This is a genomic window from Paraburkholderia denitrificans (assembly GCF_042655705.1).
In the GTDB taxonomy this organism is placed as follows: Bacteria; Pseudomonadota; Gammaproteobacteria; order Burkholderiales; family Burkholderiaceae; genus Paraburkholderia; species Paraburkholderia denitrificans.
In genome coordinates, this window is the sequence record NZ_JBHSMP010000007.1 from 1 (window position 1) to 15,279 (window position 15,279).

Here is a 15,279-nt window from a genome sequence, read left to right on the forward strand (position 1 = left end):
GCGCGTATTGTGCGTGTCGCGCTGTTGCGCGGCGCGGATCTCGTCGCGTCGCCGTGGAAGAACGGCGGCGGCGTCACGCGCGAGATCGCGGTGGCGAGACCGTCTTCCAGCGCAGCCTCACTAATTGACCGCCCGACCGCATGAATCACGCAATGGATACAACGACCACAAAACGCGCGCTCTTCGCGGAGCATGCGTATCTTCCCGGCGGCTGGCGCCGCAACGTGCTGCTCGAATGGGATGAGACGGGCACGCTGCGGGCCGTCGCGCACGATTTGCCGCGCGCGCCCGAGGGCGTCGCGCAGGCGTCGGGTCCGCTGATGCCTGGCATGCCGGATCTTCATTCGCATGCGTTCCAGCGCGCGATGGCGGGCCTGACCGAGTATCGCGCGAAACCTACCGATAGCTTCTGGAGCTGGCGCGACCTCATGTACCGCTTCGCGGCGCGCATCACGCCCGACGATCTCGGTGCAATCGCGCGCTGGCTCTATGTCGAAATGCTGAAGGCGGGCTACACGTCCGTCTGCGAATTCCACTACGTGCATCACGCGCCGGACGGGCAGCGTTACGGCAATCCAGCCGAACTGGCGCAGGGTGTGGTCGATGCGGCGGGCGACACCGGCATCGGCATGACGATGCTGCCGGTGCTCTATCAATACAGCGGGTTCGGCGCGCAACCGCCGCGCGACGATCAGCAGCGCTTCATCAATACGCCGGAGCAGTTGCTCACGCTCATCGAGACGCTGCGCCGCGAGCGGCCCGAGCACGGCGCGCTGCGTTACGGCGTGGCGCCGCATTCGCTGCGGGCGGTGTCGCAGGCGGCGCTGCGCGCGCTCCTCGAAGGACTCGATGCCGCGTTGCCCGGCGCGCCCGTGCATATTCACATCGCGGAGCAGACCGCCGAAGTTCAGGCGTGCCTCGCGACCGAAGGCGCGCGCCCCGTGCAATGGCTGCTCGATCGCTTCGATGTGAATCATCGCTGGTGTCTCGTTCACGCAACCCATATCGACGCGAACGAGACGGCCGCGCTCGCGAAGAGCGGCGCGGTGGCGGGGCTATGCCTTACGACGGAAGCGAACCTCGGCGATGGCATTTTCCCGGCGCACGATTATCTCGATGCGCGGGGCGTGTTCGGCGTCGGCTCGGATAGCCACATCGGCATCGACTGGCGCGCGGAGCTGCGTCTGCTCGAATACGGCCAGCGGCTCGTGCGCCGCGAGCGCAACGTGCTGGCTTCGCGGCAGACGGCGCATGTCGCGGACCGTCTGTTCGATGCGGCGCTCGCGGGCGGCACGCGCGCGACCGGCCGGGTGACCGGCGCGCTCGCGGCAGGCGCGCGGGCGGACTGGATCGTGCTCGACGCCGCGCATCCGAACCTCGCGGAGCAGTCCCCGCGGACCTGGCTTTCGTCCATCGTATTCTGCGAACATGGACAGACGCCGGTGCTCGACGTCTACACGGGCGGCGAACGCGTGGTGGCCCAACGTCGCCACCGCGACGAAGACCGCCTGTACGCGGACTATCGCAAGACGCTGAGGCGTCTGCTCGCCGATGCATGAGACCACACGCATCCTGAAGCGCATTTCGCGTCACCATGACCTATGACCGGCCTCTACCCGCTTGAGCGGGGCACTGCGCCGCTTCGACATCGTCCGAAAATGACAGGGTTCTTGCAGACAGCACTTCGAGTGAGCGATCCTCGGTGACCCAGGGATCAGGGCCGCGCTTCGCTAGCGCCCGTTGAATCGCTGCATCCCGCTCAATCAGTAGCGCCTGGATTTCGGTCTCGTAGAGCGCGAAGCAGGCCTTGAGCCACCTTGCGACAATCCGTGGGCCGGTCTGCCGCACGTCGAAGCGCGTGACGAGGCGTGAAAGGCTTGCACCGCTACACCACCGGTCGCCGGTTACCCAGCGGTTCACAGTGAAGAGTCCGACTGGCAAACCGAGGGCATTCACGGAAATAGCAATCAGGTGTGCCGAGTCGGGGTCCCACGTTCCCGGTGCTTCGTCGTTGCCGGCGCACGCTGACACGTCCCAGTCCTCGACATCATGTGAATGGCGGTCGAACCGTGCAAAGGTGTGAAAGTGTCCATTTTCCAGTGTGCCGGGGCGGTCATCCGCGCTGTGGGCGTGATAGAAATACTGGAAGCCGCTGTGGGAGTCGATTGCGTCTGCAGACGGATATTTGCGCCAGCATTCGAACACACTGTCGCCGACCACGTGCTGCAGGAGATTCTCATTGCGCGTGGCAAGCGTCTCGTAACAGCTGATGAGATCGGCGGCCGCCTGCTGCCGCCTGTCCGGTGCTGAAGTCCTGCTTTCATTCATTCCTTCGCCGCGGGCCAGCAGCCACCTGGGCGACTCGGGGATGTAGCGGCGCGCGAGCGCGGCAGCGACGGCCACGATGGCACCGAAATCGAATGCCGCACGCCAGCCGATGTCAGAGGTTTGTGGTCCTCAGGTGTTCCCGGACGCGTGAAATCGAGGACCCGAATGCCGGCTATCTCGATGCTTATTTGGCTCCATTTATCGGCGCGCCCATACCGCGTGAACAATGGCAGGCTTCTGTGGCGGTGATGCGCGGGCTCGATGGTGCTGACACCCAAGCTGATAGCGCCGCAGGGTACGCCGACCCGGTAGTCGCTGATGGCTACGCAGAATTCGAGCGCAAGCGCGGATACCGGTCGATTTGAAATATGTGTGGTTTGGCCCTGTGCTTCCGGGAAGGACGAGGATTTCCTGACGCGGCTGCGTGCGTCCCATCAGCATGATCGGAGACACCTGTTCGTACGACAGTCGTAGTGACTGCCGCTGCTGCGGAGATGTGGTTGGATACGTGTCAGGCTGAGCTGGCTAGCGTTCGCGATTTCCGAATAAATCCGGCGTTGCTTCTCCGATGCGAGATTCGCAAATGCCATTAAGTACCGGGCAGGAATTTCGGTATCGACGTCGCTCGGGCGGAAAAAACGTCTTCCGAGCAAGGCCTCAGCCGCTGGATTGACGATCGAGTGGGAATAAGCAGTAAAGCAGCCACAATAAAAACAAAATAAAAACCCAGGCCGGATCTCCCAGCCCGGGTTCGACAGAACAATACTCCAGCCTTACTTACCCGCGGTGTACTTGAACTCGATAATCGACCCCGGGTTATCGAGCTTGAACGAAGCATTCCCTGCTTCGGTCGTGCCCAGGCCGGCGGAGTCCGTCGCGACGTAGATCGTCGAGCCGTCGTGGCTCGCCACAATTTCTCGATAACGGTTCATCGAGCGGAACAGCGGAATGGCGTCGCCCATCGCAACGCTATTGGTTGCGTCCAGCTTCACGCGGAACACGAGACCGCGCTTGAGCGATGTGATGAGCAGCGAATGCTCCCAGCCCGGCACGCCGCGCGGGCCGCCCTTGTAGTACGTCACTGACGACGGCGCGATAGTCGGCCAGCAGATGAAGTACAGATTCTTGTCCGCGCAGACCGGATCGTTGAAGTCGAAATTGCTCGGTACGGTGTAGAAGGTCTTGACCGGTTCCACGAAGGCCGGATCCGACCATTGCGATTCCTTCATTACCGGCACGGCATCCGGCACCTTGAGCCCGTTTTGCGCCGGGTCCTTCTCCTTTTCCCTCAGCGCCTCGCAGCCGTCTTTCGCTGCCGACCAGTTCGCATACGCGTAGCCGGAATCGTCCTTGCGGCCCGCGACGTGCGGCCAGCCATAGTTGCCGCCCGGCACGATCAGGTTCAGCTCGTCGTCGGTGTTCGGACCATGCTCGGCCGCAAACAGCTTGCCGTTCGGCGAGAACACCATGCCCTGCGTGTTACGGATCCCGTACGCATAGATATGGCTTTTAACGCCGTGAATCACCGGGTTGTCGTTCGGGATCGAACCGTCGACGTTCAGACGCAGGATCTTGCCCTGGTATAGCGAATAGTCTGCCGCCTTGATCTGGGCTTCAGTGGGAATATCCTGCGCGTGATTCGGCTGGCAGAGATAGGAGAACTGGTTGTGGCCCTGGTCGCCGATCGAGTAATAGAGCTTGTGGTCCGGGCCGAACAGCAGGCGCGCCGACTGATGGTCGAAGCTCGACGGCATGCCCTTGATCAGATCGACCGGATGCGCGAGCTTGCCAGTATTCGCGTCGTACGTATAGCGACGGATCAAGGTGGCGTTCGGGGCGTCGCCGCCCTTGCCGGTTGCGTAGGTCATGGAAACGTAGACGTAGTCATGACCCGTGCGCTTGAGCAGCTCCGGGTGGAGTGCAATGCCGAGCAGGCCGTTCTGATGCCCCTCGTCGTAGACCACATCGGGAATCTCGGCCAGCACCGAAAGATTGCCGGTCTTGGGATCGACGCGCAGCACGCGCCTCGTGGCCTGTTCGGTCAGCCAGAGCTGCCCGTCCGGTCCGAGCACCATGTTGTGCGGATTCTTGAGGCCGGTAACGAGCACGCGCTTCGTGAAGTGGTCGGGCAGTGCCGCGAAATGGGTGCCTACCGGAGGCGGCGAATCGGCATGGGCGGCCCCTGCAGAAAAAACGAGCGGAGCGATTAATGCGCACAGGATTTTCTTGTTCACTTGCAGACCTCATTATTGATGAAACATCAACCCCGGAGAGGGACAGCACGCGTCGGCAAACAGGATCGTGTAGCGATAAAACGGGCCATGCTGGAATCGGCATGGGGAGCGGCGACTCCGTAAAGAAAGCTGTATCACCTGGAGTGGATACCGGCTTTGCGAAGGATCGGGGATCCTGATCCAGAATGGCAAACTCAGTAATGCTAATCAGGTTTGAAAATTGACGGCCACCTGCCATCGGGAAAAACGGCTAAAACCGCTGTTACGCACGATGGCGCTTGCTGTGCGATTTCCCCATCCGGATCGAGCCAAGCCGGTTTTCAGCTTACAGCACGGGAGATATTCTCGATTAGGGAGTATTTCCCGATTTTTGTTGTGTAATTGTCAGGTTTTCGGGCTGTGAACGATATGCTATGTGCGGTGCGGCGTTCCGCGCAAGCGTGCGCTATCGCTGGCGGTCCCGAGACACGGTAAAATTATTAAGTTGTTGTCCGCGAAAGAGTTTTTTATGCCGTCGAAGCTTATGTGGGAAAGAAGTCGTGTCGCAGGCGTGGAAACCGCCCGCCACCGCCTCGCGCGTTCTGCACGGGCGGTCACCGCCGCTTAAGCTTCGAAGGGTATCGCGATCGTTCCCTGGCTGCGCGCTTCGCCCCAGTTCGTTGCGTGCGCATTTTTATTTCCTGATTATTTAGAATCGTTGGCCGGATACGCCGCACTGAGGCGACCGGAAAAACATGACTTCAAACGATAAAAGCGGCCAGCTCAAACGCGGCCTCAAGAACCGCCATATTCAGCTGATCGCACTCGGCGGCGCAATTGGCACGGGTCTTTTCCTCGGTATCGCGCAGACGATCCAGACGGCCGGGCCTTCAGTGCTGCTCGGCTACGGCATTGCGGGCATCATCGCGTTCTTCATCATGCGTCAACTCGGCGAGATGGTCGTCGACGAACCGGTCGCGGGCTCGTTCAGCTATTTCGCCGACAAGTACTTCGGCCCGTTCGCAGGCTTTCTCTCGGGCTGGAACTATTGGGTGCTGTACATCCTCGTGAGCATGGCCGAGCTGTCCGCCGTCGGCATCTACATGCACTACTGGTGGCCGAACCTGCCCACGTGGGTGTCGGCGCTCGCGTTTTTCGCGATCATCAACGCGATCAATCTCACGAGCGTGAAGTCGTATGGCGAACTGGAGTTCTGGTTCGCGATCATCAAGGTGCTCGCGATTGTCGGCATGATTGCGTTCGGCGGCTGGCTGCTCGTGAGCGGTCACGCCGGTCCCGATGCCAGCGTCTCCAACCTCTGGCGGCACGGCGGCTTTTTCCCGCACGGCGTGAGCGGCCTCGTGATGGCGATGGCCGTCGTGATGTTCTCGTTCGGCGGCCTCGAACTTGTCGGCATCACCGCCGCCGAAGCCGACGATCCCTCGCACACGATCCCGCGCGCAACCAATCAGGTCATCTACCGCATCCTGCTTTTCTACGTGGGTGCGCTCGCCGTGCTGCTCTCGCTGTATCCCTGGCAGAAGGTGGTGACGGGCGGCAGTCCGTTCGTGCTGATCTTCCACGCGATGAACAGCGACCTCGTGGCCGGCGTGCTCAATCTCATCGTGCTGACGGCTGCGCTCTCCGTGTACAACAGCGGCGTCTACTGCAACAGCCGCATGCTTTACGGCCTCGCGCAGCAAGGCAATGCGCCGAAGTCGCTGCTCAAGGTCAACCGCCGCGGCATTCCGCTGGCGGCGCTCGGCGTCTCGGCGCTTGCGACCGGCGTGTGCGTGATCGTCAACTATTTCATGCCCGGCAAGGCGTTCGAACTGCTGATGGGGCTCGTCGTGTCGGCGCTCATCATCAACTGGGCGATGATCAGCCTGATTCACCTGAAGTTCCGCCGCGACAAGGCGCGCGCCCAACAGATGACGATGTTCAAGAGCCTCGGGTATCCGTTCACGAACTATTTATGTCTGGTTTTCCTCGCGGGCGCTCTCGTTGTAATGTATCTCACGCCGGAGTTGCGGATTTCCGTGTACCTGCTTCCGGTGTGGCTCGCCGCGCTCGCGCTCGCGTACCGGTTCTGGCAGCGCAACGCGGGTTCCGCGCTGCAAGGCGGTGCCGCGACGCGCCAGGCGCATACTGATCGTCTTTCATCCTGAACAGCCCACTTCGCAAACACCATGTTCGAACACATCGACGCCTATCCCGGCGACCCGATCCTCACGCTGAACGAGAACTTTCAGAAGGATCCGCGCCAGAAGAAGGTCAATCTGAGCATCGGCATCTACTTCGACGACGAAGGCCGCCTGCCCGTGATGCAGGCCGTCCGCACCGCCGAAGCGGCGATCCTCGAAGAGCCGGGACCGAAGCCCTATCTGCCGATGGCGGGTTTCGCCCAGTATCGCGACGCCGTGCAGGCGCTCGTGTTCGGCGCGCAGTGCCCGTCGCGCACGGCGGGGCGCATCGCGACGGTACAGACGCTCGGCGGCTCGGGCGCGCTCCGGGTCGGCGCGGATTTCATCAAGCGCTATTTTCCGGCGAGCGAAGTCTGGGTGAGCGACCCGACTTGGGAAAACCATCGCTTCATCTTCGAGCGCGCGGGCTTCACGGTGAAGACCTACCCGTACTACGACGAGGCCACGGGCGGCCTGAAGTTCGACGCGATGCTCTCGGCCATCGACGCGCTGCCGCCGAAGAGCATCGTGCTGCTGCACGCGTGCTGCCATAACCCGACGGGCGTCGATCTCGACCGCGCGCAGTGGGAGCAGCTGATCGGCGTGCTGCAAAAGCGCGATCTGCTGCCGTTCGTCGACATGGCGTACCAGGGTTTCGGTGCGGGCCTCGACGACGACGCGTTCGCCGTGCGCGAGATTGCGCGCCGCGGGCTTCCGGCCCTGATCGCCAATTCGTTCTCGAAGAACTTCTCGCTCTACGGCGAGCGCTGCGGCGGCCTGCACGTGGTCTGCGAAGACGCGGCGGCAGCCGATCGCGTGCTCGGGCAGTTGACGGGCTCGGTGCGCTCGAACTACAGCAATCCGCCCACGCACGGCGCGAAGATTGTCGCGCGCGTGCTGACCACGCCGGATCTGAAGCAATCGTGGGAGAAGGAGCTGGCGGCCATGTGCGAGCGTATCGCCCGCATGCGCGTCGCGATTCATGACGGCCTGCGCGCGTACGTGAGCGGCGAGGCGCTGTCGCGCTATATCCGCCAGCGCGGCATGTTCACGTATACGGGCTTGTCGGCCGATCAGGTCGAGCGGCTGCGCGAAGAGTTCGGCGTTTACGTGCTGCGTTCGGGCCGGATGTGCGTGGCGGGGCTCAACGACAAGAACGTCGGGATCGTGGTCGACGCGATTGCCAAGGTGCTCGCGCACTAGGCATCTATGCGCTTCGCGCGCGGCACAGGCCTGTCTGGACGGCTGTGCCGCACGCGAAGTCGCTTCACACGGCGTACGCTCGTACGCCGCTTACCGGCTGGGCACATCACGGCATTTGCCCGATTCAACGCCGTTCGCTGCTAGCCCTATAACGGTGGTGCAATCGCTGCCCGCGCGGCGCCATTCAGAACCGGATGCCGGTTCAGGCGGCATTCGACAACCGGTTGTCAAGCCATTCACGTCGACGGAAGCCACGACAGAGCCTGACGGTCCTCCAGGTCACGCCCTGCTAGAATGCGTGAGCCGCAACGTGATGAATTACCGATGAAATTGCTTGATGCCCTCGTCGAACAACGGATTGCCGCCGCAGCCGCGCGCGGGGAATTCGACGACCTGCCGGGTGCCGGATCGCCCCAGGAGTTCGACGACGACCTGTTCGTCCCCGAAGAAGTGCGTGTCGCTAACCGCATTCTCAAGAACGCCGGATTCGTGCCTCCGGCAGTCGAACAATTGCGCGCGTTGCGTGATCTCGAAGGGGAACTCGCCAAGGTCGGCGACAAGGCGGCGCAATGCCGTCTGCGCGCGCGTTTGCTCGCGCTCGACATGGCGCTCGAATCGCTGCGCGGCGGCGCGATGGTAGTGCCGCAGGAATACCGTCGGCGCATCGCCGAGCGGCTTTCCGGGCGTGTCTCAGATCCGCAACCCGCCCGGCTGAACGAGTCCACCCAGTCCATTACGGCGGAGGCGCAGTGAACACGCCGGCCGCCACGCCGGCCGCGCCTTCCAGCGTTACCGCCGACCCGCAAGATCGCGCCAATGCAGCGCCCGACGCTGTTGAGCCGGGCACGTCCACGCCTTCGCAACTGCCCGATCCCGTGAGCGAGCGCGACCGACGTTTCATGCGGCTCGCTCAACTGGCTGCCGAAGATGCACGCGCGGCGGGCGAGGTGCCCGTCGGCGCGGTGCTGGTGCGCGGCGACGAGGTGATCGCAACAGGCTTCAACCATCCGATCGGGGCGCACGATCCGTCCGCGCATGCCGAGATGGCCGCGCTCCGTGCGGGCGCGCTGACGCTGGAAAACTACCGTTTGCCGGGCTGTGAACTCTATGTGACCCTCGAACCGTGCCTGATGTGCGCGGGCGCCATCATGCACGCGCGGATCGCGCGCGTGGTCTACGGCGCGCACGACCCGAAGACGGGCGCGTGCGGCAGTGTCGTCGATGCCTTCGCCAACGCGCAGCTGAATCATCACACCAGCGTGGTGGGCGGCGTGCTCGAAAGCGAATGCGGCGACGCGCTGCGCTCGTTCTTCGCGGAGCGACGCCGGGCGAGCCGCGCGGCGCGCCGTGCCGCAGCAGGCGAGACGTCGTCGGCGGATGACGATTCCGCCAGCGAGGGCGACACCCCATCCCAATCGACATGACCAAGCCTCGCACCATCGAACTGATTGCACCGTCCGGTTATCCGCCCGATCCGCTGGCGGTTGAGCGCGCGCTCGATCGCCTGCAGGCCGAAGGCCATCGCGTCGACGGCATGGCGGCCACCGAGCGGCGCTACCTGCGCTTTGCGGGCACCGACGGCGAACGTGCCGCCGAACTCAACCGCCTGGCCGACCCGTCGCGCGACTTGCCCGATATCGTGCTCGCCGTGCGCGGCGGCTACGGCGCCGTGCGTCTCCTGCACGGGCTCGATTACGACGGCCTGCAACGGCGGCTCGCCGGACGGCCGATTGCGTTTTGCGGCCATAGCGACTTCACTGCGATCCAGCTTGCGCTGCTTGCGCGGGCGGGACTCACGACGTTCGGCGGCCCGATGCTCGTGAGCGACTTCGGCGCCGAGGATCTCAGCAGCTTCACGATGCAGCACTTCTGGGACACGCTCTCGAAGCCCGATTTCACGCTCACCGTGGACGTCCCGCAGGCGCAAATCGCACATGTTTCCGGCACGCTCTGGGGCGGCAATCTTGCGGTCATGACGTCCTTGATCGGCACGCCGTTCATGCCGCCGGTGGAGGGCGGTATTTTGTTCCTCGAGGACATCAACGAGCAGCCGTATCGCATCGAACGCATGATCTATCAGTTGCAACTCTCGGGGATCCTCGGGCGGCAGCAGGCACTTGTGCTGGGCGACTTCTCGGGCGGCAAGCCGTTCGACTACGACAACGGCTACGACCTGGATGAAATGATCGAGCAGATGCGCGCGGTGGTCGGCATTCCGGTCATCACGGGTTTGCCGTTCGGGCATATCCCGGACATGGCGACGCTGCCGGTCGGCGCGCAGGCGAAACTGCACGCCACGCCGCTCGGGTTCAAGCTGTCCGTGAGCGGATATCCGCATCTCGGCTGACGCGGTGACACAAAAGCGCTTTCGGGCGCTTTTTTTATGGCCTATATATGCAACTAACTGCCAAGCCGTTTGCCCGCACGCGAATGTCCGACGTGCTCGCGTCGTGACTAACCGCTGGCAGATAAACGGGGCATATTGGGCATGCTGGCGGCGACTGGAATGTCGCGCCGCCAACCAACCAACCGGTGCGTACGGGAATCGCGCGGTTGCTGCAGTGGCGTGGCGTACGCGAGGCGCGGCAGTTTTCGTACACATTGCCTGACCCGTAATATCTGAGCGCGTGTATGGGCGCGCCCCGATGATTTAGCTACACTGATCCGGTACTGAAAGCGGATTGCCGGGCTGACCTGCCGCGCGCCGTTTGTGCACTGGCGATCCGTGCGCCGCAACCGCTTTCCGTCGAATGCGACTTTTGCCGGGTCTTGCCTTCACAACACGATCGGTCGACTCTTCCAACATGGCACTCGATCCTCTCTATCCTCGCGATCTAACCGGTTATGGCCGGCATCCGGTGCAGGCAGACTGGCCGGGCCAGGCGCGCGTCGCTGTGCAGTTCGTGCTCAACTACGAAGAGGGCGGCGAAAACTGTGTCCTGCACGGCGATAGCGCGTCCGAGCAGTTTTTGTCGGAGATCGTTGGTGCCGCCGCGTACCCCGCACGTCACATGAGCATGGAATCGATCTACGAGTACGGCTCGCGCGCCGGCGTGTGGCGCATCCTGCGCGAGTTCGAGAAGCGCGGCCTGCCGCTCACGGTATTCGGCGTCGGCATGGCGATCGAGCGTCATCCGGAACTCGGTCGTGCGTTCGTCGAACTCGGACACGAGATCGCGTGCCACGGCTATCGCTGGATCCACTATCAGGACGCGACGCCGGAACGGGAAGCCGAGCATATGAAGCTCGGCATGGAAGCCATCGAGCGCGTGACGGGCGTGCGTCCGCTCGGTTGGTATACGGGCCGCGACAGCCCGAACACGCGCCGTCTCGTCGCGGAATACGGCGGTTTTCTCTACGACTCCGACTATTACGGCGACGACCTGCCGTTCTGGATGGACGTGGAAGTGACGGGCGGCAAGACCGTGCCGCAACTGATCGTTCCGTACACGCTCGACACGAACGACATGCGCTTCGCCACGCCGCAGGGCTTCAATACGGCGGACCATTTCTTCGCATATCTGCGCGACGCCTTCGACGTGCTCTACGAAGAAGGCGACGAAGTGCCGAAGATGATGTCGGTCGGCATGCACTGCCGGTTGCTCGGCCGCCCGGGGCGATTTCGCGCGCTTCAACGCTTTCTCGACCACATCGAGCAATACGATCGCGTCTGGGTGACGCGCCGCGTCGACATCGCGCGCCACTGGCGCGCGCACCATCCCTACCAGCCGCGCGACCGCAAGGCCGCCACATGAAGGCCATGCATTACACCCTCGAACAGCTCAACCGTGCCTCGACAGAAGCCTTCGTGGCCGCGCTTTCGGGCATCTTCGAGCATTCTCCATGGGTGGCCGAGGCTGCTGCAGCGGAGCGTCCGTTCACGAGCGTCGAGGCGCTGCACGGCGCGATGTCGCGGGCCGTCGAATCGGTGGGCGAGACGAAGCAGCTCGCGCTGATCGGTGCTCACCCGGAACTCGCGGGCAAGGCGGCGGTACGCGGCGAACTGACCGCCGAGTCGACGCGCGAACAGCGCGGCGCGGGCCTCAACCAGTGCACGCAGGACGAGTTCGACAAGCTGCAGTCGCTTAACCGGGCGTATCGCGAGAAGTTCGGCTTTCCGTTCATCCTCGCGGTGCGCGGCTACGACCGCCACGGCATCATCGCGAACTTCGAAGCGCGCGTGAACAACAACCGCGCCGACGAGATACGCGCGAGCCTCGACGAGATCTATCGCATTGCGCGCTTTCGGCTCGACGAGTTAATCGATGCTTGATGCGGCGCTTTCGCGCTCACTGGACAGACAAGAAGGACGACGACGATGGCACTCCCGACTCTCGATTCCAACGCTCCAGAATTTACCCGCCGCTATGTGAATCTTGCGGACCCGCGCCTCGGCGCGCAGGCGCTCGAAGCAAGCGACGAATTCTTCGCGCCGAAGGAGCGCATGCTTGACCCGGAGCCGGCTGTCTTCGTCCCGGGCAAGTACGACGACCACGGCAAGTGGATGGACGGCTGGGAGACGCGCCGCAAGCGCACGATGGGCTACGACTGGTGCATCGTGAAGCTCGCGCGCCCTGGCGTCGTCAAGGGGCTCGACCTCGATACCAGCCATTTCACCGGCAACTATCCGCCCGCCGCATCGGTGGAGGGCGCGTATGTGTCCGAGGGCACGCCGACGGCTTCGACGTCGTGGTTCGAGATCGTGCCGTCCACGGCCCTGACCGGCAACAGCCATCACTACCTCGAAGCCACCGGCGGCGAGGCGAGCCAGCCATATACGCACGTGCGGGTGAACATCTATCCGGACGGCGGCATTGCGCGTCTGCGCGTCTACGGCCAGCCGCAGGTGGACTGGAACGGCGCGAGCCGTACCGAACAGTTCGACCTTGCCGCCATGGCGAACGGTGCATACGTGGTCGCGGCGAACAACCAGCACTTCGGTCTCGCGTCGAACATGCTGATGCCGGGCCGCGGCGCGAATATGGGCGACGGCTGGGAAACGCGCCGCCGCCGCGAGCCGGGCAACGACTGGGCGATCATCGCACTCGCGCATCCCGGCACCATCCATAAGATCGAAGTCGACACGGCGCACTTCAAGGGCAACTATCCCGACCGCTGCTCGGTACAGGCTGCGTGCGTGACAGGCGGCACGGACAGTTCGCTCGTCACGCAGGCGATGTTCTGGCCAGTGCTGCTCGATGAGCAGAAGCTGCAGATGGACGCACAACACAGCTTCGAAAGCGAACTGGCCGCGCTCGGCCCGGTCACGCACGTGCGCCTTAACATCATTCCGGATGGCGGTGTGTCGCGCCTGCGTTTGTGGGGCACGCTCGCGTAAGCGGGCGGTGAGCCAACCATGAAATGATCATGAGCCGACCATGAGCAACCCGATGCAACGCTCCGGCTCGACGCTTGCCGTCGAACTGCTCACGCGCGATGCGTTCGCGCCGTTTGGCGATGTGATCCAACTCGAAGGCGCGAATGCGTTTCCGATCAACCTCGGCACGACGATCCGCTATCACGATCTCGCGAAGGTGGATGTGACGGATGAGGGCGGTTGCGCGCTCATCAATCTCTTTCGCGGCGAAGCGCGCGTGCTGCCGTTCGAGGTGAAAATGCTCGAGCGCCATCCGCTCGGTAGTCAGGCGTTTTTGCCAATTGATCGCCGTCCCTATCTGATCGTCGTGGCGCCCGCGGGCGATCTCGACGTCGCGCAGATTCGCGCATTCGTGACGCAGGGCTGGCAAGGCGTGAACTACGCGAAGGGCGTGTGGCACCATCCGCTGATCGCGCTCGGCGAAGTGAGCGACTTTATCGTCGTCGATCGCGGCGGCGCGGGGCACAACCTCGACGAGCAGGATCTGCCCGAGTCGCTCTGGATAAACGAAGACGCTGTGCGCTCCGCACGGCGATGATGCCTGGCGCAATGCCGCGCAGCGTGTAGAACGCCGCGTGTTTTGCCGGGCTGCGGCGCTTTTTAGACTCGCACGCGGCCCTTGCTGCCTTACCTGATCACCTCGCCGCGCCGCCTTCGAACCAGGCGGCAATCTTCTGGCGTTCGTCGTCGGTCATGTGCGTGATGTTGGCGAGCGGCATGACCTTCAACTGCACGGCCTGCCGATACAGACGCTGGGCGTTCCGCGAAATCTCGTCGGGCGTATCCAGCATCACGCCAGCGGGCGCAGCGCCGATCAGCGTCGGATGGGCCGAATGGCATGCCACGCAACGGGCCTGCAGGATCGGCTGGATATCGGCAAGTTTCAGCTTCTGCGAGTCGGCCGCTTTGTCCGCTTTAGCCGCTTCGGCCTGCGGCACGACCGGGTGCGGGAGCGTCCAGAAGAGGGCGACGAACATCAACGCGATGCCGCCGAGCGGCAAATACCACAACACCTGGCCGCGATGGCGCATCACGAAGAACTGGCGGATCAGCGCACCGGCCAGCATGATCAGCGCGAGCACAGCCCAGTTGTGCGGGTGCGAGTAGGTGATCGCGTAGTGATTCGACAGCATCGCGAACACGACGGGCAGCGTGAAGTACGTGTTGTGCAGCGAGCGTTGCTTGCCGCGCTTGCCGTAGACGGGGTTCGGCGCTTCGCCCTTCAACATGGCGTCGACCATCTTGCGCTGGCCCGGGATGATGACGAAGAACACGTTTGCCGACATGATCGTCGCGAGCATCGCGCCCATGATCAGATACGCGGCGCGCCCAGCGAAGATGTGGCAGACGAGCCACGCCGCGAGCAGGACATAGACGCCGACGCACGCGCCGAGCAGCGTGTCTTTCGTGCCGGGCAGGCGGCACAGTGCGTCATAGACGATCCAGCCCGCAGCGAGGAAGCCGAGCGCCGAGAAGATCGCGACGGCCGGGCCCATGTCGAGCACGTTCTTGTCGATGAGGTAGGTGCTGGGCGCGAACAGATACAACACGGTGAAGAGCGCCGCGCCGGAGAGCCAGGTCGTGTACGCGGGCCACTTCGACCAGTGCAGGTCCTCGGGCATCTCGGGCGGCGCGACCGTGTATTTCTGCATGTTGTAAAAGCCGCCGCCATGCACGTGCCACAGTTCGCCGAACACGCCGCGCATGCGCTGGTTCGGGTCCGCAGGCGGCTTGAGGCTGTTGTCGAGCGCAACGAAGTAGAACGATTCGCCGATCCAGGCGATGGCGGCCACGACATGGAACCAGCGCAGGACGAGATTCAGCCAGTCGGTGATGAAACCTGCCATGAGACCTGCCATAAAGCGCCTCCACTCCTGATTCGTTGCGCGCACAACACCTCGTGCGAACTGCGCGTGCGGTGCCTGCTTCAGCGCCGGATTCGGTGCCTTGTGCGTTTGGCTGCTGCCGTGCGAAG

General features: G+C 63.5%; 14 protein-coding genes and 1 pseudogene. 12 read left to right on the forward strand and 3 right to left on the reverse strand.

The annotated features are described in order from the left end of the window. Positions 1-9: 9 nt before the first annotated feature. A pseudogene (locus ACFPTO_RS03220) lies at positions 10-117 on the forward strand (HutD family protein); the annotation flags it as partial. Positions 118-152: 35 nt separating this feature from the next. Continuing rightward, positions 153-1,559, forward strand: coding sequence for a formimidoylglutamate deiminase (locus ACFPTO_RS03225; RefSeq protein WP_377709420.1), 1,407 nt, complete (start codon positions 153-155; stop codon positions 1,557-1,559). A 40-nt stretch (positions 1,560-1,599) separates the two neighbouring features. Here the strand turns inward: ACFPTO_RS03225 and ACFPTO_RS03230 are convergent, their stop codons facing one another. Next, the gene (locus ACFPTO_RS03230; RefSeq protein WP_377709421.1) at positions 1,600-2,403 is read right to left on the reverse strand and encodes a DUF6969 family protein; all 804 of its coding nucleotides are present in this window, start codon (positions 2,401-2,403) and stop codon (positions 1,600-1,602) included. 17 nt (positions 2,404-2,420) lie between these two features. Here ACFPTO_RS03230 and ACFPTO_RS03235 point away from each other — a divergent pair, with 17 nt between their 5' ends. Further along, positions 2,421-2,693 (forward strand): hypothetical protein, encoded by a 273-nt coding sequence (locus tag ACFPTO_RS03235; RefSeq protein WP_377709422.1) that lies wholly within the window; start codon positions 2,421-2,423, stop codon positions 2,691-2,693. 408 nt (positions 2,694-3,101) lie between these two features. Here the strand turns inward: ACFPTO_RS03235 and ACFPTO_RS03240 are convergent, their stop codons facing one another. Beyond that, complete coding sequence (locus ACFPTO_RS03240) at positions 3,102-4,562, reverse strand: glucose/sorbosone family PQQ-dependent dehydrogenase (RefSeq protein WP_377709423.1); 1,461 nt, start codon at positions 4,560-4,562, stop codon at positions 3,102-3,104. A gap of 734 nt (positions 4,563-5,296) precedes the next feature. Here ACFPTO_RS03240 and ACFPTO_RS03245 point away from each other — a divergent pair. From ACFPTO_RS03245 to ACFPTO_RS03285, 9 genes are all read left to right on the forward strand, one after another. Next, entirely contained in the window at positions 5,297-6,709 is a 1,413-nt protein-coding gene (locus ACFPTO_RS03245; RefSeq protein ID WP_377709424.1) for an amino acid permease, read from the forward strand. 21 nt (positions 6,710-6,730) lie between these two features. Continuing rightward, positions 6,731-7,927, forward strand: a complete 1,197-nt coding sequence (locus ACFPTO_RS03250) for an amino acid aminotransferase (protein WP_377709425.1) — start codon at positions 6,731-6,733, stop codon at positions 7,925-7,927. Between the two features lie 324 nt (positions 7,928-8,251). Further along, positions 8,252-8,680: a DnaJ family domain-containing protein gene (locus ACFPTO_RS03255; RefSeq protein WP_377709426.1), complete on the forward strand. Its 429-nt coding sequence runs from the start codon at positions 8,252-8,254 to the stop codon at positions 8,678-8,680. After that, positions 8,677-9,351, forward strand: coding sequence for a tRNA adenosine(34) deaminase TadA (tadA, locus tag ACFPTO_RS03260; protein ID WP_377709427.1), 675 nt, complete (start codon positions 8,677-8,679; stop codon positions 9,349-9,351). Before ACFPTO_RS03255 ends, tadA begins: the two co-directional genes overlap by 4 nt. After that, on the forward strand, positions 9,348-10,274 hold the full coding sequence (ldcA, locus tag ACFPTO_RS03265; RefSeq protein ID WP_377709428.1) for a muramoyltetrapeptide carboxypeptidase: 927 nt from the start codon (positions 9,348-9,350) through the stop codon (positions 10,272-10,274). Before tadA ends, ldcA begins: the two co-directional genes overlap by 4 nt. 457 nt (positions 10,275-10,731) lie before the next feature. Next, positions 10,732-11,682, forward strand: coding sequence for an allantoinase PuuE (puuE, locus tag ACFPTO_RS03270; protein ID WP_377709429.1), 951 nt, complete (start codon positions 10,732-10,734; stop codon positions 11,680-11,682). Beyond that, entirely contained in the window at positions 11,679-12,200 is a 522-nt protein-coding gene (gene uraD, locus ACFPTO_RS03275; protein ID WP_377709431.1) for a 2-oxo-4-hydroxy-4-carboxy-5-ureidoimidazoline decarboxylase, read from the forward strand. Before puuE ends, uraD begins: the two co-directional genes overlap by 4 nt. A gap of 45 nt (positions 12,201-12,245) precedes the next feature. After that, positions 12,246-13,265: an allantoicase gene (gene alc, locus ACFPTO_RS03280; RefSeq protein ID WP_377709432.1), complete on the forward strand. Its 1,020-nt coding sequence runs from the start codon at positions 12,246-12,248 to the stop codon at positions 13,263-13,265. Between the two features lie 40 nt (positions 13,266-13,305). Beyond that, complete coding sequence (locus tag ACFPTO_RS03285) at positions 13,306-13,842, forward strand: ureidoglycolate lyase (protein ID WP_377709434.1); 537 nt, start codon at positions 13,306-13,308, stop codon at positions 13,840-13,842. A 97-nt stretch (positions 13,843-13,939) separates the two neighbouring features. On the opposite strand, the gene ACFPTO_RS03290 is transcribed toward ACFPTO_RS03285, so the two are convergent. Beyond that, positions 13,940-15,151 carry a urate hydroxylase PuuD gene (locus ACFPTO_RS03290; RefSeq protein WP_377709963.1) on the reverse strand — a complete coding sequence of 404 codons (1,212 nt, stop codon included), beginning with the start codon at positions 15,149-15,151 and terminating at the stop codon, positions 13,940-13,942. Positions 15,152-15,279 lie beyond the last annotated feature (128 nt).

Coding starts and splice junctions, on each gene's coding strand:
- ACFPTO_RS03225 (WP_377709420.1), top strand. CDS start 153: ATGGATACAACGACCACAAAACGCGCGCTCTTCGCGGAGCATGCGTAT.
- ACFPTO_RS03235 (WP_377709422.1), top strand. CDS start 2,421: ATGCCGCACGCCAGCCGATGTCAGAGGTTTGTGGTCCTCAGGTGTTCC.
- ACFPTO_RS03245 (WP_377709424.1), top strand. CDS start 5,297: ATGACTTCAAACGATAAAAGCGGCCAGCTCAAACGCGGCCTCAAGAAC.
- ACFPTO_RS03250 (WP_377709425.1), top strand. CDS start 6,731: ATGTTCGAACACATCGACGCCTATCCCGGCGACCCGATCCTCACGCTG.
- ACFPTO_RS03255 (WP_377709426.1), top strand. CDS start 8,252: ATGAAATTGCTTGATGCCCTCGTCGAACAACGGATTGCCGCCGCAGCC.
- ldcA (WP_377709428.1), top strand. CDS start 9,348: ATGACCAAGCCTCGCACCATCGAACTGATTGCACCGTCCGGTTATCCG.
- puuE (WP_377709429.1), top strand. CDS start 10,732: ATGGCACTCGATCCTCTCTATCCTCGCGATCTAACCGGTTATGGCCGG.
- uraD (WP_377709431.1), top strand. CDS start 11,679: ATGAAGGCCATGCATTACACCCTCGAACAGCTCAACCGTGCCTCGACA.
- alc (WP_377709432.1), top strand. CDS start 12,246: ATGGCACTCCCGACTCTCGATTCCAACGCTCCAGAATTTACCCGCCGC.
- ACFPTO_RS03285 (WP_377709434.1), top strand. CDS start 13,306: ATGAGCAACCCGATGCAACGCTCCGGCTCGACGCTTGCCGTCGAACTG.
- ACFPTO_RS03290 (WP_377709963.1), bottom strand. CDS start 15,151: ATGGCAGGTTTCATCACCGACTGGCTGAATCTCGTCCTGCGCTGGTTC.